Source organism: Bacillus sp. FSL M8-0266 (genome assembly GCF_038613425.1).
Classification (GTDB): Bacteria; Bacillota; Bacilli; order Bacillales; family Bacillaceae; genus Bacillus; species Bacillus pumilus.
The window spans coordinates 2553976-2573237 of sequence record NZ_CP152015.1 but is presented as its reverse complement, the minus strand read 5'-3'; the positions used below and the strand labels follow the sequence as shown (position 1 = coordinate 2573237).

The window sequence follows — 19262 nt, the reverse complement described above, 5'->3', positions numbered from 1 at the left end:
GTAGTACAAACTACTAGAGGAGGGTGAAGTATGCTGAAAAAAGGATCTACAGCAGCTGTGACGTGTATCGCGTCAGCCATGCTTTTGTCAGGATGCGGATTGTTTCAAACAGACCAAGCGAAAACAGAGATTGACCCGCCACAAAACGTCACATATGTGAAAGATAATAAAGAAGATAAACAAACAGCCAAAGAAGGAAAAGAAGAGAAGCAGGCAGATACAGTCATGAGAGAATTATATTTAATTGATAAAAACGGGTATGTCGTCTCTCAGTCCATTCCACTGCCGAAAAATGAAGGAAGTGCCAAACAAACCCTTGAATACCTTGTGGACGGAGGACCGATTTCTAACCTCATGCCAAATGGATTCCGGGCTGTTTTGCCGGCCGACACGAGCGTATCTGTCGATATTAAAGACGGAACGGCCGTAGTGGATTTTTCAAATGAATTCAAAAACTATAAAAAAGAAGATGAACAGCGAATCCTGCAATCTGTCACTTGGACGTTAACGCAGTTTGATTCTGTCGCCAAAGTCAAATTGAAAATGAATGGTCATGAACTAAAAGAAATGCCTGTGAACGGTACACCGATTTCAGATGATTTAAGCAGAGAAGACGGTATTAATATTCAGCACGAGGCTGCCGCTGATATGACATCGACAAAGCCAGTGACGGTTTATTACTTAGCTGAATCCGATGAACAGACGTACTATGTTCCTGTCACCAAAAGAACGCCAAAAGACGAGGATGATCCGATTACAGCAGCCATTGATGAGCTCGTCTCTGGACCGAGCAAAAAAAGCCATTTGCTCACAGACTTTGATCAAGATGTAAAGCTGAATGATATCCCGAAAGTAAAAGACGGACATGTGACACTTGATTTCAACGAATCCATTTTCGGCAGCGCAGATGAAAAGAAAAAGGTCATTTCACAAAAAGTTCTTGATAGCATTGTGCTCACATTAACAGAGCTGCCGGACGTCAAAAGCGTCTCCGTTAAGGTAAACGGCAAGGCTGAGCTTGTGAACGAAAAAGGAACAGAGCTGACAAAGCCGGTTTCAAGACCAGAACAAGTGAATACAGGTAGTTTTTAACGGCACACATTGATATAATGGAGAAAAAGAGGCATGCATATTCGCTGCCTCTTTTTTATTCCAAGCGATTAGAACGAGCCGAGGTTGTCAAAGTTAGTAGGAGAACCCCGCTGGCACCCGCGCGGAATGTATATTGTAACGGAGGTAAATCATGAGATTAGATGAAAGACACTATGACGAATTAAGAAAAGTTGAAATAGAGGCAGGCTACATTACGCATCCAGAAGGCTCTGTCTTAATCTCAGCGGGCAATACGAAGGTGATTTGTAACGCATCCATCGAAGACCGCGTACCTCCTTTTTTAAGAGGAGAAGGAAAAGGCTGGATTACAGCAGAATATAGCATGCTTCCAAGAGCAACTGCTCAAAGAACCATTAGAGAATCATCTAAAGGAAAAGTGACAGGACGTACAATGGAAATTCAGCGATTAATTGGACGAGCACTCCGTGCAGTCGTTGACTTAGAAAAGCTTGGCGAACGCACGATTTGGATTGACTGTGATGTCATTCAAGCAGACGGCGGTACACGCACAGCATCCATTACAGGTGCTTTTGTTGCCATGACACTTGCGATTCAAAAGCTTCGAGCAGAAGGAGTCATCAAACAAAACCCGATCACTGATTATTTAGCGGCGATATCCGTCGGAATTGATTCTCAGCAGGGTCTTCTGTTAGATTTAAATTATGAAGAAGATTCTTCAGCTGAAGTAGATATGAATGTTATCATGACAGGCGCTGGACGCTTTGTTGAACTTCAAGGGACAGGCGAAGAAGCGACATTCTCAAGAGAACAGCTAAACGGACTGCTTGATTTAGCCGAAAAGGGCATCAAAGAATTAATCGAAAAGCAAAAAGCAGTGACAGGAGAAGTCATCGAATAAAAAGAAGGGTTTGATCAGGATGAAAACAGCCATCATTGCAACGCACAATGCGGGCAAAGCGAAAGAATTCAAAGCCATTCTTGAGCCAAAAGGATTCACGGTCAAAACACTAGCAGACATCGGCTTTACTGAAGAAATTGAAGAAACAGGACATACCTTCGAAGAAAATGCCATTATCAAAGCCGAGGCGATTCAAGCCAAAGCGGGTGAAATGGTCATTGCAGACGATTCCGGTTTGTCGATTGACTATCTTGGCGGAAAACCTGGCGTATATTCAGCGAGATACGCTGGTGAACATAAAAACGATGCTGGGAATGTAGAAAAAGTGCTGAGCGAGCTTCAAGGCATTGAAAAAGAAGACCGTACAGCTAGATTCAGATGTGCCCTTGCTGTCAGCATACCGGGTAAAGAAACAAAGACGGTAGAAGGATCAGTAGAAGGCTTCATCGCCGAGGAACCAATCGGCGAAAACGGCTTCGGATACGACCCAATTTTCATCGTCAAAGACAAAGACCAGACGATGGCCGAGTTATCACCAGAGGAGAAAAACAAGATCAGCCATCGAGCGGTCGCGCTTCAAAAGCTTTCATCACTGCTAGACGCAAATGAATAAGGGGGAATGAAGCCATGAAGATACTCATCATTAGTGACAGTCATGGACTCACAGACGAACTTCAAACCATTGCCAAACGGCATGCGGCTGAAGTCGACATGCTGATTCACTGCGGAGATTCAGAACTCGAAACGAACCACCCAGCTCTCGAAGGATACAAAGTCGTCAAAGGAAATTGTGACTTTATGGGCGATTTTGCAGAAGAGCTCCTGCTTTCACTTGATGGAGGCGGAAAACTATTTCTCACTCACGGACATCTGCATGGCATCAAACAATCCTTGCTTCAAGTCTACTACCGTGCAGAAGAGCTAGGCGCAGACATCATCTGCTTTGGCCACTCGCACATCCCAGGCAGTGAGCTGCTAAGAGGAAAACTGCTCATTAACCCAGGCAGTGTGCACCTGCCAAGAGTGCGTAAAGAGCGCAGCTACGCTATACTGACACTAGATGGAAGCGAAGCGAACGTACAGTTTTTCACAGACGAAGGTCAGGTCATACAAGACCTCGAAAACACGGTCACATTGGAAGGTATTTCATAAGGGTGCAGCATTTGCCCCTTGTGAAAAAACTTTCGAAAAACCGTTGACTTTAAAGAACAATAGTAATATAATGAATCTTGTCGGTGAGGTACTCACCAACAGAACACTACATAACAACATGTCCCAGTAGCTCAGCTGGATAGAGCAACGCCCTTCTAAGGCGTCGGTCGGGAGTTCGAATCTCTCCTGGGACGTACTAATGTAAAAGCCTGAAACCCTTTATTATCAAGGATTTCAGGCTTTTTTTTGTTTTGAAATTTAAGTTTAGCTTTTGCTATAAATTAGAATGTTGAAAGTGTATACAAAAAAAGGGAGCTGCATAAACAACAGTTCCCTAGAGGATGAGTTAATTTTTCTTGTAGTCCTTTATTAAGCTTGAAACCACTAAACCCATAACACTAAAAGCCACAATATAAAATAAAACATTTGTTACAGGTGTATCAATTTTCCCTAAGATCATCACAAGGGCAATAATAGCGCCGGGTAAAGTAATTAATAACATTTTGGATGGTTTGCTTTGCTGTGTCACTGAATGACCTCCTGATTGATCCATTATCTAGGTATTTTAGTTAATTTTAGCATATAGAGATTATACGAACAATATAAGAAAGGGGAGCAACCCACTTATAGAGCGAAACAGAGGAAACCCACTTCTTCTTGTGCGAAATCAATCTAGACTTGCGTATATCTGATTTTGTGGAAATTATTTCAATTGAACCTTTTGTGTAATAAAATGTATATGATTTATACAAAGGGGTGAGATGGCGGTGAAGCATTTTTTAACGGCAATCGTAGTGGCTGTCATTGTGGGGATCATTGTTTATGTTGCAGATGATCGTTTAAGTATGTTTCCGTTGATGCTGATTTTAGCGGTTGCGATCTATATCGTAAGCAGGATTAGCGCATCATTGATAAAAAAATATTCCAAAGAAAATAGATAATAATACAGTCCCTCCATTGAAAGGGCGTTTTTTAATGAACCTTCCATTTATTTTTAACTAATGAAAAAGACATTACAAAGGTGTAAATATTCAAAAGAGGGAATATTCTTTCTCCAACTGAAAAAATTAAGGTGTATAGTAGAAGGAGAAGATGAAGCGAGTGATAAGTGAGAGCTTGCATTATCAAATGGGCAGATAGAAAGCGATTTACAGGGGAAATTCTTTTCAGGGTATGGAGTTGATACTGGAAATGGATGTTCTATGGATGATCATGCTTTGAAATTGAAAAATACATAATCTCAAACGTCTCAGAAAAATAATGAAAGGAATGATCCCTTGTACAAAATTGATCCAACAAACTTAATTTTTGAAAATGGAGAGAAAAAAAGCAGCTCAGAAGGTGATCAATTATTTGTCAAACAGTTAGGACATGTCGAGATCACAAGCGGTCATATCGTTGCCTGTGATCCTTTTGTTTCAGAGGGAGACCAATCTTTTTCTAAGAAGGTTCATCCGGGAAAATATCCTATTCTACTTATGGTTAAGCGGTTAGAAAGTGGAGACGAACGTGTAGCCTATGCAATGATTAAGTTTACAAACGAGCAAGCAATAGAATGGGAGCTTGCCACAAGAGCAGGGCAGGAACTCAATCAATTGAAAGAAGACAAGTTCTTCGGCTACGGTGTAAATACGGGGATGGGCTGCTTTATGGATGCGGAGGCAGCACTATATTTACAAGCTTATGAGGAAAAGCGATATAAAGAGGACAATGATTTTTATTTTTATGAGGAATTTGCAGAAGCGCTTGAGCAAAACTACAAGCACACATGGGACTGGCTCGTTACTCGTTTTCATGACAAAGTGGACATTGCCATGTTTACAACAGGCTTCGGCGACGGGATGTATCCAAGCTTTTGGGGGCTAGATCAAAACGGAGAGCCCGCTTGCCTTGTGACGGATTTTTTAATAATGGACTGAGAAGAAACCCATGAATCATGGGTTTTTTTATTGTTCTTTGATTATAGACTTAGGCAGTTTTTGATTGAACCTATTATTTTAAGCGACTCTTTAGTAAGTCACTTTTTCGATACTTTTTTCTATTAATTTCTATTTAAAAAGATCAATTATTCTATAAAAATAAAAAAACACTCCGATAATGAAGAAGTAAGATAATGAAAAGGGAGTGTTATTTTTGAAAAAATGGGTCGTCATGATGTTGCTAGTAATCCTTTCATTCACGCAGTCAGTTCAAATGGTACATGCGGCTAAGGATGAATGGAATCAATTAGCTGATTTGCCCACAGCAAGAGTGGGATCTGTAGCTAATGCAGTGGATGGGAAAATTTATGTGATTGGTGGGTTCAATGCGTTTAATGAAACGTTAGAATATGATCCTTCTGTCGATAAGTGGACTAAAAAGAAAGACATACCTACTGGAAGAGGAGGAGCAGCATCAGTAGTAGTAGGTTCAAAAATATATGTTCTTGCTGGAAAACATACGGGTTTTACTTATAATAAGTTTGAGGTGTATGATACAAAAAATGATGAATGGGAAACGTTACCTGATATTCCCTTTGTTAGCAAATCAAAAGGCTCTTATAACGTTCAAGCGGGTGTTATTGGAAATAAAATTTATGTATTTGGTGGAAAAGAGTTTTTTAGCTATGATCTTTCTGAGCAAACATGGAAAGAAGAAGCTCCTCTAAATGTTAAAATAGAAGGAGCAATCGGTCTAGTATTAGATGAGAAGTTTTACATCTTTGGCAAAAACGATAAACGTGAAGTTTTTGAATTTGACGCTAAAAAAGAAGTTTGGACTGCAAAGAAAAAAGGGTTTGTCAGTGGTTATTTGAATGGTGTAACTTATAAAAATAACATGATATTTCCAGGTGGTACAACAAGAAGTTTAATTGCATATGATACTGAACAAGAAGAATTAGTTAGAATAGATGTGCCTTACCACAATATGCGTATAGGAGCTTCATCAGTAGTTATTGGAGATATGTTATACCTTTTAGGCGGTCGAGATTATAATTTGAATTATACAGAGACTGCAGACAAAAACTACAAATCTTTTATCTCTTTATCTTTAAAAGATCTAGAATTTCCAAACAATACAGAAACCCCAGGCGACAAAGACCCGGATCCAGCAACACCGCCAAAAGACGGTTCAACTAATCCAGGCGACAAAGACCCAGAACCAACCACACCACCAAAAGACAGTGCAACTGATGAAGACGGCGATGCTCTCCTCATCATCACAATGGTCAATGGTTTGCAAAAAGAGTATGACCTCTCCATGAAAGAAGTCAACGCTTTCCTATCCTGGTACAAGAAGCGTGATGCCGGAGAAGGACCAGGGTTTTATGAAATTGATGAGCATGACAACAATAAAGGTCCCTTTGAAAGTAAAAAGGATTATGTGGTGTTCAAAAACATTCTCATGTTCGAAGTCAATAAATATAAGAAGTAATTGAAATCAAAGCCATCTAGGCAAACTAGGTGGCTTTTGCGTTTATTCGACAGCTTTCACCAATTTTAAGGCAAATTTAAGCTGGAATTTCATTTCAAATACATTAAATCTTTGTTACAATAAGACAGCTTTGCCTAGAGACACGTTTATCGATTCGACATCTTTCTTTCATGATTTCTTAAAATTTTTATGTTTTGATATGAAACTCTTTTAATGATTCATGCGTCTCTATAAGTGTCAAAAGAAAAGAGGTTATCAATATGCTATTCAAAAAGCTATCAGAAAATAAGTCTGTAAAATGGATAGGATATACAAGTTTTTACTTACTTATTTTGCTATTATTGTTCTTTATTTACGGATTCCATACAGCAAATACGGGATCATTCATTTACAACGATTTTTAATTGGAGATTAAACTATGAAACTATTACACACGATTCATGAATACCAACAAACGAAACCAACACAGCCAGCATTTGTTTCTCAACATGCTTCGATCACATATGATGAGCTTTGGCATCTATCAGACCAAATGGCTGGTGCCATCGATGTAGTCGCAACTGGCAGTGCACCTGTCATTGTATACGGTCATATGGAACCAGAGATGCTCATTTCTTTCTTAGGCAGTGTGAAATCAGGTAGACCATACATTCCGGTCGACATCTCAATCCCTGCTGAGCGTATCGTCTCAATTATTGAAAGCTCAAAAGCCAGTCTGTTGATTTGTGCAAATGAGCAGAATGTACTAGATGTAGAAGAACATATTGAAGTGAAAAGTGCGGCATCTCTTTTAGCTCTTGAAAAAGAAGCACCGCCATCCTCGCAGTGGGTTCAACAGGATGATGTCTTTTACATCATTTATACGTCTGGCAGTACCGGAAAACCGAAAGGCGTTCAGGTAACAGCCAATAATTTAGAAAGCTTTACAGAGTGGATGTGCCGAGACTTCCCAATTGTCGGGGGACGCACGTTCTTAAATCAAGCACCATTTTCTTTTGACTTATCAGTGATGGATTTGTATCCAGCGCTTCAATCAGGCGGCACGCTTTACTGTTTAGTGAAAGATCTAGTGAATAAGCCGAAGGATATGTTTGCAGCACTTGGTCAATCTGACGTTGAAGTGTGGACATCAACACCTTCATTTGTGCAAATGTGCTTAATGGACCCTTCCTTTACAGGGGAGCTTTTACCAGAGCTGAAAGTTTTCATGTTCTGCGGAGAGGCACTTCCTGTATCTGTAGCAAGTGCACTCCTTGAGCGTTTTCCAAAGGCGCAGGTCTTTAATACGTATGGTCCGACTGAAGCAACTGTTGCGATCACAACGATTGAAGTCACGCAGGCCATTCTTGATCAGCACGATTCTTTACCAGTCGGCTATGCCAAACCGGATACAGATATTGTCATTTTAGATGAAGAAGGCAAGACCCTTCCTGATGGTGAAAAAGGGGAAATTGTCATCGTGGGGCCAAGCGTCACGAGAGGCTACTTAGGTGAACAAGCCTTAACGGATAAAGTGTTCTTTGAATACGAAGGACGCCCTGCTTACCGCACAGGTGATGCAGGTGTGGCGCAGGATGGTTTGATTACGTGCCACGGTCGTCTGGACTATCAAATTAAGCTGCACGGATACCGAATGGAGCTTGAAGAAATTGAATATCATGTGAGCGAGACAACGTATGTCAATGCTTGTGTGATTGTGCCGTTCCAGCCAAACGGTCATGTGGAGTACTTAATTGCAGCCATTGTTCCAGCAGCGCATTCTTTTGAAAAAGAATATCAGCTGACAAGTGCAATTAAGAAAGAAATGGCGGATTCACTGCCTGCGTACATGATTCCAAGAAAGTTTATCTATCTTGAGCAGCTGTACATGACGCCAAACGGGAAGGTTGACCGTAAAAGAATCGCGAAAGAGGTTCTTCTATGATTCCGTTTAGTTCATTCTTTTTCTTCATTCTAATTGGTGTTCTTCTTTTGCCGACGATCATTCTTGGTCTTCGCGGCAAAAGAATGCAGGGCTACAACATGTTTGCAACGGTTGTGGCACTCGCGCTTATTTTCTCAAAGGATGCACATGGCGCGCTTCTTCTTTTCTTATTTACAGTGTGGCAAGTCTTGATCATCCGCTTGTACCTTTCGTACCGGTTGAAAGCAAATCAAGCGTCTGTCTTCTATATGGCAGTGGTGGCATCGATTTTGCCGCTTGTACTATCAAAGGTTTTACCGTTCTTTTTAACTCATCAGCCGCATCAACCGCCGCCAATGAACTGGCTGAGCTTTTTAGGGATCTCGTACTTAACATTTAAAGGTGTTCAGTTAATTATCGAGACAAGAGACGGCTTGATTAAGAAGAAAATTCCGATTCACCGTTTGGTCTATTTCATTGTCTTTTTCCCGACGATTTCATCAGGTCCGATTGATCGTTACCGCCGGTTTGAAAAGGATATGGATACGCCGCCTGAAAAGGAAGCGTACAGTGATCTTCTATACGCCGGTATGCATAAAATTTTTATCGGCTTCTTATATAAGTTCATTATTGGTTATCTGATTCACACGTATATTCTGATGAATATTCATCACATTAGCAGCAGTCACTTTGTTCAACAGTTAACGTATATGTATGCGTACAGTATGTATTTGTTCTTTGACTTTGCTGGTTATACAGCATTTGCTGTTGGTGTGAGTTATATGATGGGCATTAAATCACCAGAAAACTTTAACAAACCGTTTATCAGCCGGAACATTAAAGACTTCTGGAATCGCTGGCACATGTCCTTGTCCTTCTGGTTCAGAGACTACGTGTTTATGAGATTTGTGTTCTTTATGACAAAAAAGAAGTGGATCAAGAACCGTATGGCTGTATCAAATATTGGGTACTTTGTCCTCTTTCTATTGATGGGTGCTTGGCATGGTCTAGCACTTCAATATATTATTTACGGACTATATCACGCAGTTGTGATGTCCGGTTACAATTTATTCGAGAAATGGAATAAAAAACACAAGTGGTGGCCGGATAATAAGGTCACAATGGTTGTGTCGATCATTATTACATTCCATGTGATTTGTTTCGGATTTTATATTTTTTCAGGAAAACCATTTCATCATTAATTATTAAGGGAGTAGAAAATTATGGAATTTAAAAATCAAGTATACGGTATTATTGCAGAGGTTTGTCAGGACGACGTTGTGAAAGAAAATCCAGAGATTGCAATTTTTGACGAGGGTCTTCTCGATTCATTTGGTACAGTAGAACTGCTTATGGCCATCGAAAGTCAACTTGGAATTACTGTTCCGATTACAGAGTTTGATCGTGATGTGTGGGATACGCCGAATCACATTGCTGAGCAGCTGGCAGAGATGAAGTAATGAAAAAGCGTTTTTTTGGGCCGCTTATTTTAGCGGCTGTTCTATTCATTTGTGTTCTTCTTGTACCAAATGCATGGCTCTCACATCTGATCCCAAAAGACAAATTACAAAAGTCAGCCACAGAATTAGATCCGGGGATGTTCCAAGGGCTATATTTACAAGATGAAATGCTAAAAGATCCAACTTATTTGCCGATCTATGGATCCTCTGAACTATCACGTTTTGATCCATATCACCCTTCGAATTTCTTTCATGAGAATCCTCAAGGGTTTACACCTTATCTTATTGGAAAAGGTGGATCGCAATCATTAATTCATGCGATGAACTTTGCTGCTCATATGGATGAGTTAAAAGGGAAGAAGCTTGTATTTATCGTGTCCCCGCAGTGGTTTGTAAAATGGGGATCTGACGAAAATCACTTTGCACCGAACTATTCAGCGCTTCAAGCGCTGAATCTCGCTTATAATAAAGAAATTGATCCAACTGTGAAAAAAGAACTGATCAAGAGAATCATGACGTTTAAAGCAGTTAAGAACGACATGGTCATCACAGAGCTTTTTAAAGCAGAGCTTTCTGGGAACAAATTCGCTTATGGCGCGATTTCTCCTATTGCAAAAATGTATTATGGCATGCTTCAAAAGAAAGACATGTACTATACAATTGGATCAGGGAAAGAGCGTAAGCTTCAACCGTCTCCGTCAGTCAAAGGAAAAACATGGACTGAGCTTGAAAAAGAAGCGAGCGTTTTTGGTGCGAAAAGAGCAGGGGACAACCCGTTTTATATTAATCAAAAACTGTTTGAGCGCAAGCTGAAACCGATTATGAAAAAGATGAAAGATTCTCGTGAAGACCACTCTTATGCGGAATCACCAGAATACAAAGATTTTCAAATCATGCTGGATATTTTAAAACAGGCAGGGGCAAAGCCTTTGTTTGTGACGATTCCTGTCAACGGAAAATGGTATGATTATACCGGTTTTCCAAAAGAGGGACGTACAGAGTATTATGAGAAAATCAATCGTCAAATACGTGATAACGGGTATGAAGTCGCAGATTTGACTAAGCATGAGTACGATCCTTACTTCTTTAAAGATACGATTCACGTGTCTTATAAAGGATGGGTGTACATCGATAAGGCAATCGAAAAGTTTTACAAAGAGCAGTAGAATGCAGCAGCTTTCTGCTGCTTTTTGTTTGTCGAATCGGCGGATATCTTGTATAAAGAAGGGAAAAGGGCTATGCTGTAAATGGAGGCGATATGATGAATCGTTCTGAGAAAAAGGAACTATTAAAGCGTTCGAAAAAGCATTTTAATGATCATGCCTTTTGGAAAAAGTTAAAAAAGACGGCACAAAAAGCTGGTGTCTCTCTTGTCTATGCTGTGCTATTACTTTACTATACATTGCAAAAACCTGAAGTACCTGTCAAAGCGAAGACCCTTATTATTGGGGCGCTTGGATACTTTATCCTTCCAATTGACCTCATTCCTGATACATTGATTGGTGTCGGCTATACAGATGATTTAGGAGCGATCACATTTGCTCTGCTCCAAGTAGCGTTGTACATTGATGATGATGTGAAAGGTAGAGCGAGGGACAGGCTGTCAAAATGGTTCGGTGAAAAAACCGATACGTCTCTGATTGATCAAAAGCTTGAAGATGGCGGGATGCCGTCTACACACTGAAAAGAAGACAAAGGGCTAAAATCAAGATCATTTTAGCCCTTTGTCAACAATATGAAGCCTCCACAGCTGGAGGCTTTTTTCCATTACCCTAAAAATTTCACGCAAACTGGATGAGGCACTGAGATGTCTGATTGTAAGACAGTGAGTCGTCCTGTTTCTTTGTCGCGTTTGTATAACACTAGGTTGCTAGATTCTTGGTTTGAACCGACGAGGAATTCTTCAGTTGGATCAAGCACAAAGTCTCTAGGCCAGTTTCCTTCAGATGAAGCAATCTCGACAAGACTTAATTGGCCGTCAGCCTCTGCTTTAAAAATCGCAATGCTGTCATGTCCGCGATTTCCTGCATAAACAAATTGGCCGTCTGAAGAGACGTGAATGGCACTGCCTTGATTGTTCTCTGCAAAGTCGCTTGGAATGGTTGCGATCGTTTGGATCTCTTCGAAATGACCATCTTCAAAGTAACGAAGCACAATCACCTCTGAGCTTAGCTCTGTCATCACATATGCCACAGGTTTCGTTGGATGGAATGTGATATGACGAGGCCCGGTGCCTGGTTTTGTTTCAAATGTATGAGCTAGCTCAAGTTTGCCGTCTTCTTTCTTATACGTATAAATGCCATCTGTCCCAAGGTCAACAGCCACTGCAAATTGTTCATCTGGTGTCAGACCCATAAAGTGAGTGTGCGGTTTTTCCTGACGATCTTCATTAGGGCCAGTTCCTTCATGCTGCGCCTGTGACAGCGTGCGGATTACTGAGCCATTTTCAGAATCGATTTCATACATCTCTGCTGTTCCTTTATGATAGTTTGCTGTAAAAGCTGTTTTTGTTTGACTGTCCACGCTGACGTGACAAGGAGAAGCGCCTTCGGCAAGTTCTTGGTTGATGAAACGAAGTGTGCCGGTTTCTGCATCGATTTGATAAGCAGCTACGCCGCCCTGTGATCCTTCTTTCACAACAGCATACACAAATTTTTGAGAATCTGAGACGGTTAAATATGTAGGATTTTCAAGTTCAGCAGCTACTTCTACTTTCTCAATCTGCTGTTTGTCTGTATTTAATGTAAAAGTATAAATGCCTTTACTGTCTCCCTTTGTATACGTTCCGATATAACCTCTGATGTTAGCCATGTATTGCCCTCCTTCTATAAGATGCTCTCATTCTATCATAAATTCATAGGAAAACGCTTTAGAAAGGCATGACGAAAGAAAATCAAAAGCGTTGGAATCTACCAGTATACATTAAAAAAGATGTGAAAAAATATGACAAACGTTTTCTCAAATGAAAAGCGTTCAGGTAAAGTAAATAAATTGAAGAAAAAATACAAAAAATTTTAAGTTTTTTCATTCCTTGTCTAGCAAAGGTGTAAGCGTATACATTTAATTTTGATTAGTCTAAATTGTCTAATAATTTTAAAAATGCTGTTGACACTGTATGGAAAGCGGCGTAAGATGGGTTCAACAAAAGCTAAACAAACACGCAGAGCAAGCGTGAGACGCTTCAATATAAAATGTCTGAAAATTCAACTACTTTTTGTTTGAAAGAGAGGGTGCTCACTGAAAATGGAAGACCAAAAGGAACAGTGGATCTTTTTAAACGATGAACTCGTGAAAAAAGAGGATGCGAAGATTTCAGTTTATGATCATGGCTTCTTATACGGTGACGGTGTGTTCGAAGGGATACGCGTGTATAACGGAAATATCTTTCGAATGAAAGAACATTTAGACCGCCTGTATGATTCCGCCAGATCGATTATGCTGAACATTCCATATTCACTTGAGGAACTCACGGAAAAAATGATTCATACAGTTGAAAGGAACGGCCTAAAGGATGCCTATATCCGTCTTGTTGTCTCAAGAGGAGCTGGTGATCTTGGTTTAGATCCAAACAACTGCGGGAGAGCCAACACAGTGATCATTGTAGAGCCGCTGGCCATCTTTCCAAAGCACCTATATGAAACAGGGATTGACATTGTGACGGTACCGACGAGACGAAATCGTCCCGATGTACTGAGTCCAAAAGTGAAATCATTAAATTATTTGAATAACATCCTTGTCCGAATCGAAGCCCATATGGCCGGTGTGAGTGAAGCGCTGATGCTGAACGATCAAGGGTACGTGGCAGAAGGTTCTGCAGACAATGTGTTTATTTATAAAAAAGGTAAGCTCTATACACCGCCAGGTTATATCGGCGCTCTTGAAGGCATCACAAGAAATGCCATCATGGAGATTGCAGAAGACTTAGGCTACGAAGTGAAAGAAGAACCATTCACAAGGCACGATGTGTATACAGCAGAAGAAGCTTTTCTAACAGGAACCGCAGCCGAAGTGATCGCCGTTGTAAAGGTTGACGGCCGTACAATCGGTGAAGGAAAACCTGGGATCCACACAAACAAACTTCTTGAACAATTCCGCAATCGAGTAGTTGAAGAGGGAGAAAAAGTCGTTTTTACAGATGAAAACATTCACGCAAGCTAAATAGATATCGATAAACGTTGAAGAGGACTAGTAGTTTTAGAGTCAGTATCTACAGAGAGCCGGTGGTAGCTGGAAACCGGTGTTACTTTCTAAAATGAACTCACCTCTGAGTGTCTGCTTGAATTGATAGTAGGGCAGACCGAGTGACATTGCTCACTCGTTACCAAAATGGATGAAAGATGTCCATGAGACGGCAGCAGATGTTGCCGTGAACAAGGGTGGTACCGCGAAAAACAAAGCTTTTTCGCCCCTTTGACCTAGTGAAAAGTAGTGTCATTGTGGGGTGAGAAGGCTTTTTTATATGGTTAAAATCACGATCTTGAATAGAAAAGGGTGAAAAAACTTGACTGAAGCAAGACAAAGAGGAGGAAAACAAATGGGGACAAATGTACAAGTGGAGACGGAAACATCTAAAGCACCACAAACGATGAACGGTGCACTCATGCTAATTGAAGCACTTAAAAGAGAAAAAGTAGAAGTCATTTTCGGATATCCAGGCGGAGCGGTTTTACCGATCTACGATAAAATTTATGATTCTGGTTTATTTCATGTCCTGCCAAGACATGAACAGGGAGCGATTCATGCGGCAGAAGGATACGCTAGAGTATCTGGCAAGCCGGGTGTTGTCATTGCAACATCAGGACCTGGAGCGACAAACCTTGTCACAGGAATTGCAGATGCAATGATTGATTCACTTCCTCTTGTTGTCTTCACCGGGCAGGTGGCAACCTCAGTTATTGGATCAGACGCTTTCCAGGAAGCAGATGTGCTCGGCATCACAATGCCTATCACAAAGCACAGCTATCAGGTGAGAAATCCAGAGGAATTACCAGGTGTCATTAAAGAAGCGTTCCACATCGCAACGACAGGGAGACCTGGTCCAGTCTTGATTGATATTCCAAAAGATGTGGCAGGTATTGAAGGAACGTTTGAATACGATCAGCCAATCGATTTACCTGGTTATCAGCCAAAAGTGGAGCCGAACTATTTGCAAATTCGCAAATTAGTAGAAGCTGTCAGTAGAGCGAAGAAACCGGTCATTCTAGCAGGAGCTGGCGTTCTTCATGGCAAAGCATCTGAAGAATTAAGGCAGTATGTAGAGCAGCAGCAAATCCCAGTCGCTCATACACTGCTAGGACTTGGCGGCTTTCCGGCAAAGCATCCTCTTTTCCTAGGGATGGCTGGTATGCATGGCACATATGCGGCGAACATGGCTCTTCATCAATGTGATTTGCTCATTTCAATCGGTGCGAGATTCGATGACAGGGTAACTGGCAATCTCAATCACTTTGCGAAACATGCGAAGGTAGCACATATCGATATCGACCCAGCAGAAATTGGCAAGAACATTCATACTCATATCCCGGTTGTTGGAGACAGTAAGCTAGTCCTTGAAGAGTTGATTAAGCAAGACGGGAAGCAAGGAGAGTCAGACGAATGGAAAAACCAACTAGATCAGTGGAAGGAAGAATATCCACTCTGGTACGTTGAAAACGAAGCAGAGGGCTTTAAACCTCAAAAGCTGATTGAATACATTCATCAATTCACAAAAGGTGAAGCCATTGTGGCAACTGATGTTGGACAGCATCAAATGTGGGCAGCGCAGTTCTACCCATTTGAAAATGCAGATAAGTGGGTCACATCTGGGGGCCTTGGTACGATGGGCTTCGGTTTACCGGCAGCCATTGGCGCTCAGCTGGCTGATCAAGAGGCAACGGTTGTGGCGATTTTAGGAGACGGAGGTTTCCAAATGACCCTGCAAGAACTTGCCGTTATCCGTGAGCTGAACCTTCCAGTGAAAGTGATTGTTCTAAATAATCACAGCCTTGGAATGGTAAGACAATGGCAAGAAATTTTCTACGAAGAACGCTACTCATATTCTAAATTTTCAGAGCAGCCAGACTTCGTTAAATTATCTGAAGCTTATGGCATTAAAGGAATCAGAATCTCATCAGACGAAGAGGCGAAAGAAAAGCTTGAAGAAGCGCTAACCTCTAGAGAGCCTGTTTTCATCGATGTCAATGTAGCGAGAGATGAAAAAGTATTCCCGATGGTAGCACCGGGGAAAGGACTTCATGAGATGGTGGGGGTGAAACCTTGAAAAGAATTATTGTGTTGACTGTATTAAATCGATCAGGCGTACTGAACCGAATCACTGGCCTTTTTACCAAACGACACTACAACATTGAAAGCATTACGGTCGGCCATTCTGAGATTCAAGATGTATCACGCATCACGTTCGTCGTCCATGTAGACCAAGAGAAAGACATCGAACAGCTGACAAAACAGTTGAACAAACAAATTGATGTTCTCAAAGTAACAGACATTACAAACCAATCAATCGTTCAGCGAGAGCTGGCTTTGATAAAAGTCGTTTCTGCACCAGCATCTAGAATGGAGATCACAGGGGTCATTGAACCGTTTAGAGCTTCTATTGTAGATGTGAGCAGAGAGAGTGTCGTCATTCAGGTGACAGGTGAGTCTTCAAAAATTGAAGCACTCATTGAATTACTTAAGCCATACGGCATTAAAGAAGTCGCCAGAACTGGCACCACGGCCTTTGCGAGAGATAATCAGCAAAAGCCGCAACAAAATAAAACAATTTCAATTGTCTAAACAAAAGGAGAGAGTCAAATGGTAAAAGTATATTATAACGGTGATATTCAAGAAAACGTATTAAATGGTCAAAAGGTTGCCATCATTGGATATGGATCACAAGGTCATGCACATGCATTGAACTTAAAAGAGAGCGGCGTAGATGTCATCGTCGGCGTGAGAAAAGGCGGATCTTATACAAAAGCACAAGAAGACGGCCATCAAGTATTCACAGTAAAAGAAGCAGTAGCACAAGCAGATGTCGTGATGGTACTACTACCAGATGAGCAGCAAAAGAAAGTATATGACGAAGAAATCAAAGATCAATTAGAAGCAGGCAACTCACTTGTTTTCGCACACGGATTCAATGTTCACTTCCATCAAATTGTTCCTCCTAGTGACGTAGATGTGTATCTTGTGGCTCCAAAAGGTCCAGGACATCTTGTGAGAAGAACATATGAGCAAGGCGCTGGTGTACCTGCACTATTTGCTATCTATCAAGATGTATCTGGTCAAGCGAAAGACAAAGCACTTGCTTATGCAAAAGCAATCGGCGGAGCAAGAGCGGGCGTTCTTGAAACAACATTTAAAGAAGAAACGGAAACGGATCTATTCGGTGAGCAAGCAGTCCTTTGCGGGGGTCTTACTTCACTAGTAAAAGCAGGATTTGAAACATTAACAGAAGCAGGTTATCAGCCAGAGCTTGCATACTTCGAGTGTCTACATGAACTGAAACTGATCGTTGACCTTATGTACGAAGAAGGATTAGAAGGCATGAGATATTCAATCTCTGATACAGCACAATGGGGTGACTTCGTATCAGGACCACGCGTTGTGGATGCAAACGTAAAAGAATCGATGAAAGCTGTCTTGACTGATATCCAAAACGGAACATTTGCAAAAGAATGGATTGTTGAAAACCAAGTGAATCGTCCACGTTTCAATGCGATCAATGCTAATGAAAATGAGCACCAAATTGAAATCGTCGGAAGAAAGCTTCGTGAAATGATGCCTTTCGTCAAACAAGGAAAGAAAAAGGAAGCGGTGAGCGTCGGTGCGGAAAATTAATTTTTTTGACACAACACTTCGAGATGGAGAACAATCACCAGGAGTGAACTTAAATGCACAAGAAAAGCTAATCATTGCAAAGCAGCTTGAGCGCCTTGGGGTTAATATCATTGAAGCGGGTTTTCCCGCTTCATCCCGAGGGGATTTCTTAGGCGTACAAGAAATTGCTAGAACGATCAAAAGCTGTTCAGTTGCTGGTCTTGCGAGATGTGTAAAAGGTGACATTGATGCTGCATGGGAAGCATTAAAAGATGGAGTGGAACCAAGAATTCATATCTTTATTGCTACTTCTGATATTCACTTGGAGCATAAACTAAAGAAAACACGTGAAGAAGTCGTAGAACAGGCTGTCTCCATGGTGAAATACGCGAAAGAACGTTTTCCAGTTGTCCAGTGGTCAGCAGAAGATGCATGTCGTACAGATCTTGCTTTCTTAGCAGAAATTGTAGAGAAGGTTATCGACGCTGGAGCAAGTGTCATTAACTTGCCAGATACAGTTGGATATCTAGCGCCAAAAGAGTATGGCAATATTTTTAAATATATGAAGGAACACGTTCCAAATATCCACCGCGTCAACTTGTCTGCTCACTGTCATGATGATCTAGGAATGGCTGTAGCAAACTCACTTGCAGCCATTGAAAATGGAGCAAATCAAATTGAAACAGCTGTTAACGGAATTGGAGAACGTGCAGGAAATGCCGCATTAGAAGAAATTGCAGTCGCTCTTCATATTCGAAAAGACTTCTACAAGGTCGAATCAACGATTCAATTGAATGAAATTAAGCGTACAAGTGATGTAGTGAGCAAATACTCAGGCATGATTGTACCGCGTAATAAAGCAGTCGTTGGTAACAACGCTTTTGCACATGAATCAGGTATTCACCAAGATGGTTTCCTCAAAGAAAAAACAACCTATGAAATCATTTCTCCAGAGCTTGTCGGTGTGACAACAGACGTACTTGTCCTTGGGAAACACTCCGGAAGACATGCGTTTAAAGACCGTATGAAAACGCTAGGCTTTAAACTAACAGAAGAAGAAATCAATAAGTTCTTCGAAACCTTCAAGAACTTGACGGAGAAGAAAAAAGAAATCACTGATGATGATTTGATCTCTATTATATTAGAAGAAAAAGTAGCAGACCGAAAAATTGGCTACGAATTTGAAAGTCTTCAAGTGCACTATGGGACAGAACAAATGCCAACAGCAACGGTCTCTCTGAAAAATCAAGAAACGCAGGAAGTCATTCAAGAAGCAGCTACAGGCGCAGGCAGTGTAGAAGCTGTGTACAACACGCTGGAGCGCTGTATGGAGGAAAGAATTCATTTGCTAGACTACCGTATTCAATCAAATGGAAAAGGCAGAGATGCACTAGCCGAAGTATATGTGACTGTTTCAATAGAAGGAAAAGAAACAGCAGGACGCGGTGTGGCGCAAGATGTGCTGGAAGCATCAGCGAAAGCCTACGTCAATGCAGTAAACAGGCATTTAATCTTTAAATCAAATCTCATTGAAATTGAGAAACATCACGCGATCTCATAG

20 protein-coding genes, 1 tRNA gene and 1 other annotated feature are annotated in these 19262 nt (G+C 41.1%); of the genes, 19 read left to right on the top strand and 2 right to left on the bottom strand.

Annotated elements, in window-relative coordinates:
• The first annotated feature begins 30 nt into the window (after positions 1 to 30).
• From MKY83_RS13155 to MKY83_RS13135, 5 genes are all read left to right on the top strand, one after another.
• On the top strand, positions 31 to 1092 hold the full coding sequence (locus MKY83_RS13155; RefSeq protein WP_113767527.1) for a GerMN domain-containing protein: 1062 nt from the start codon (positions 31 to 33) through the stop codon (positions 1090 to 1092).
• Between the two features lie 151 nt (positions 1093 to 1243).
• On the top strand, positions 1244 to 1972 hold the full coding sequence (rph, locus tag MKY83_RS13150; RefSeq protein WP_044139960.1) for a ribonuclease PH: 729 nt from the start codon (positions 1244 to 1246) through the stop codon (positions 1970 to 1972).
• Positions 1973 to 1982: 10 nt separating this feature from the next.
• Positions 1983 to 2585 (top strand): XTP/dITP diphosphatase, encoded by a 603-nt coding sequence (locus MKY83_RS13145; RefSeq protein WP_268453021.1) that lies wholly within the window; start codon positions 1983 to 1985, stop codon positions 2583 to 2585.
• A gap of 14 nt (positions 2586 to 2599) precedes the next feature.
• Complete coding sequence (locus MKY83_RS13140) at positions 2600 to 3124, top strand: metallophosphoesterase (RefSeq protein WP_268453020.1); 525 nt, start codon at positions 2600 to 2602, stop codon at positions 3122 to 3124.
• 120 nt (positions 3125 to 3244) lie between these two features.
• A tRNA-Arg gene (locus MKY83_RS13135) sits at positions 3245 to 3318 on the top strand.
• 152 nt (positions 3319 to 3470) lie between these two features.
• Here MKY83_RS13135 and MKY83_RS13130 read toward each other — a convergent pair.
• Positions 3471 to 3653 carry a hypothetical protein gene (locus MKY83_RS13130; RefSeq protein ID WP_113767524.1) on the bottom strand — a complete coding sequence of 61 codons (183 nt, stop codon included), beginning with the start codon at positions 3651 to 3653 and terminating at the stop codon, positions 3471 to 3473.
• Between the two features lie 232 nt (positions 3654 to 3885).
• Between MKY83_RS13130 and MKY83_RS13125 the strand changes: the two genes are divergently transcribed.
• The 9 genes from MKY83_RS13125 to MKY83_RS13085 all read left to right on the top strand — a co-directional run bounded on the left by MKY83_RS13125 (position 3886) and on the right by MKY83_RS13085 (position 11585).
• Entirely contained in the window at positions 3886 to 4065 is a 180-nt protein-coding gene (locus MKY83_RS13125; protein WP_113767523.1) for a hypothetical protein, read from the top strand.
• A gap of 336 nt (positions 4066 to 4401) precedes the next feature.
• A complete protein-coding gene (locus MKY83_RS13120) occupies positions 4402 to 5043 on the top strand; it encodes a DUF4241 domain-containing protein (protein WP_185107096.1) in 642 nt (213 codons plus the stop codon).
• A 214-nt stretch (positions 5044 to 5257) separates the two neighbouring features.
• Positions 5258 to 6538 (top strand): DUF1668 domain-containing protein, encoded by a 1281-nt coding sequence (locus tag MKY83_RS13115; protein ID WP_268453018.1) that lies wholly within the window; start codon positions 5258 to 5260, stop codon positions 6536 to 6538.
• A gap of 254 nt (positions 6539 to 6792) precedes the next feature.
• Positions 6793 to 6942, top strand: a complete 150-nt coding sequence (locus MKY83_RS13110; RefSeq protein WP_024427820.1) for a teichoic acid D-Ala incorporation-associated protein DltX — start codon at positions 6793 to 6795, stop codon at positions 6940 to 6942.
• Between the two features lie 14 nt (positions 6943 to 6956).
• Entirely contained in the window at positions 6957 to 8462 is a 1506-nt protein-coding gene (dltA, locus tag MKY83_RS13105; RefSeq protein WP_342487393.1) for a D-alanine--poly(phosphoribitol) ligase subunit DltA, read from the top strand.
• On the top strand, positions 8459 to 9643 hold the full coding sequence (dltB, locus tag MKY83_RS13100) for a D-alanyl-lipoteichoic acid biosynthesis protein DltB (protein WP_044139970.1): 1185 nt from the start codon (positions 8459 to 8461) through the stop codon (positions 9641 to 9643). Before dltA ends, dltB begins: the two co-directional genes overlap by 4 nt.
• A gap of 21 nt (positions 9644 to 9664) precedes the next feature.
• A complete protein-coding gene (gene dltC / locus MKY83_RS13095) occupies positions 9665 to 9901 on the top strand; it encodes a D-alanine--poly(phosphoribitol) ligase subunit 2 (RefSeq protein ID WP_003216498.1) in 237 nt (78 codons plus the stop codon).
• Positions 9901 to 11067 (top strand): D-alanyl-lipoteichoic acid biosynthesis protein DltD, encoded by a 1167-nt coding sequence (gene dltD, locus MKY83_RS13090; RefSeq protein ID WP_268453015.1) that lies wholly within the window; start codon positions 9901 to 9903, stop codon positions 11065 to 11067. Before dltC ends, dltD begins: the two co-directional genes overlap by 1 nt.
• Positions 11068 to 11162: 95 nt before the next feature.
• Complete coding sequence (locus tag MKY83_RS13085) at positions 11163 to 11585, top strand: YkvA family protein (RefSeq protein WP_268453014.1); 423 nt, start codon at positions 11163 to 11165, stop codon at positions 11583 to 11585.
• A gap of 83 nt (positions 11586 to 11668) precedes the next feature.
• Here MKY83_RS13085 and MKY83_RS13080 read toward each other — a convergent pair whose 3' ends face one another.
• The gene (locus MKY83_RS13080; RefSeq protein WP_268453013.1) at positions 11669 to 12712 is read right to left on the bottom strand and encodes a lactonase family protein; all 1044 of its coding nucleotides are present in this window, start codon (positions 12710 to 12712) and stop codon (positions 11669 to 11671) included.
• A 432-nt stretch (positions 12713 to 13144) separates the two neighbouring features.
• Here MKY83_RS13080 and ilvE point away from each other — a divergent pair, with 432 nt between their 5' ends.
• The 5 genes from ilvE to MKY83_RS13055 all read left to right on the top strand — a co-directional run bounded on the left by ilvE (position 13145) and on the right by MKY83_RS13055 (position 19262).
• Positions 13145 to 14059: a branched-chain-amino-acid transaminase gene (gene ilvE / locus MKY83_RS13075; protein ID WP_065098545.1), complete on the top strand. Its 915-nt coding sequence runs from the start codon at positions 13145 to 13147 to the stop codon at positions 14057 to 14059.
• 8 nt (positions 14060 to 14067) lie between these two features.
• Positions 14068 to 14314 (top strand) — a binding site (T-box leader).
• A 121-nt stretch (positions 14315 to 14435) separates the two neighbouring features.
• Positions 14436 to 16160 (top strand): acetolactate synthase large subunit, encoded by a 1725-nt coding sequence (gene ilvB, locus MKY83_RS13070; RefSeq protein WP_044139976.1) that lies wholly within the window; start codon positions 14436 to 14438, stop codon positions 16158 to 16160.
• Positions 16157 to 16675, top strand: coding sequence for an acetolactate synthase small subunit (ilvN, locus tag MKY83_RS13065; RefSeq protein WP_003216637.1), 519 nt, complete (start codon positions 16157 to 16159; stop codon positions 16673 to 16675). Before ilvB ends, ilvN begins: the two co-directional genes overlap by 4 nt.
• Before the next feature lie 18 nt (positions 16676 to 16693).
• Complete coding sequence (gene ilvC, locus MKY83_RS13060; RefSeq protein WP_044139977.1) at positions 16694 to 17722, top strand: ketol-acid reductoisomerase; 1029 nt, start codon at positions 16694 to 16696, stop codon at positions 17720 to 17722.
• A complete protein-coding gene (locus tag MKY83_RS13055; protein ID WP_065098544.1) occupies positions 17709 to 19262 on the top strand; it encodes a 2-isopropylmalate synthase in 1554 nt (517 codons plus the stop codon). Before ilvC ends, MKY83_RS13055 begins: the two co-directional genes overlap by 14 nt.

Bases quoted from the DNA above. Each gene is read 5' to 3' on its own strand.
- MKY83_RS13155 (WP_113767527.1), top strand. From the start codon at position 31: ATGCTGAAAAAAGGATCTACAGCAGCTGTGACGTGTATCGCGTCAGCC.
- rph (WP_044139960.1), top strand. From the start codon at position 1,244: ATGAGATTAGATGAAAGACACTATGACGAATTAAGAAAAGTTGAAATA.
- MKY83_RS13140 (WP_268453020.1), top strand. From the start codon at position 2,600: ATGAAGATACTCATCATTAGTGACAGTCATGGACTCACAGACGAACTT.
- MKY83_RS13125 (WP_113767523.1), top strand. From the start codon at position 3,886: ATGGCGGTGAAGCATTTTTTAACGGCAATCGTAGTGGCTGTCATTGTG.
- dltA (WP_342487393.1), top strand. From the start codon at position 6,957: ATGAAACTATTACACACGATTCATGAATACCAACAAACGAAACCAACA.
- dltB (WP_044139970.1), top strand. From the start codon at position 8,459: ATGATTCCGTTTAGTTCATTCTTTTTCTTCATTCTAATTGGTGTTCTT.
- dltC (WP_003216498.1), top strand. From the start codon at position 9,665: ATGGAATTTAAAAATCAAGTATACGGTATTATTGCAGAGGTTTGTCAG.
- dltD (WP_268453015.1), top strand. From the start codon at position 9,901: ATGAAAAAGCGTTTTTTTGGGCCGCTTATTTTAGCGGCTGTTCTATTC.
- MKY83_RS13085 (WP_268453014.1), top strand. From the start codon at position 11,163: ATGAATCGTTCTGAGAAAAAGGAACTATTAAAGCGTTCGAAAAAGCAT.
- MKY83_RS13080 (WP_268453013.1), bottom strand. From the start codon at position 12,712: ATGGCTAACATCAGAGGTTATATCGGAACGTATACAAAGGGAGACAGT.
- ilvE (WP_065098545.1), top strand. From the start codon at position 13,145: ATGGAAGACCAAAAGGAACAGTGGATCTTTTTAAACGATGAACTCGTG.
- ilvB (WP_044139976.1), top strand. From the start codon at position 14,436: ATGGGGACAAATGTACAAGTGGAGACGGAAACATCTAAAGCACCACAA.
- ilvC (WP_044139977.1), top strand. From the start codon at position 16,694: ATGGTAAAAGTATATTATAACGGTGATATTCAAGAAAACGTATTAAAT.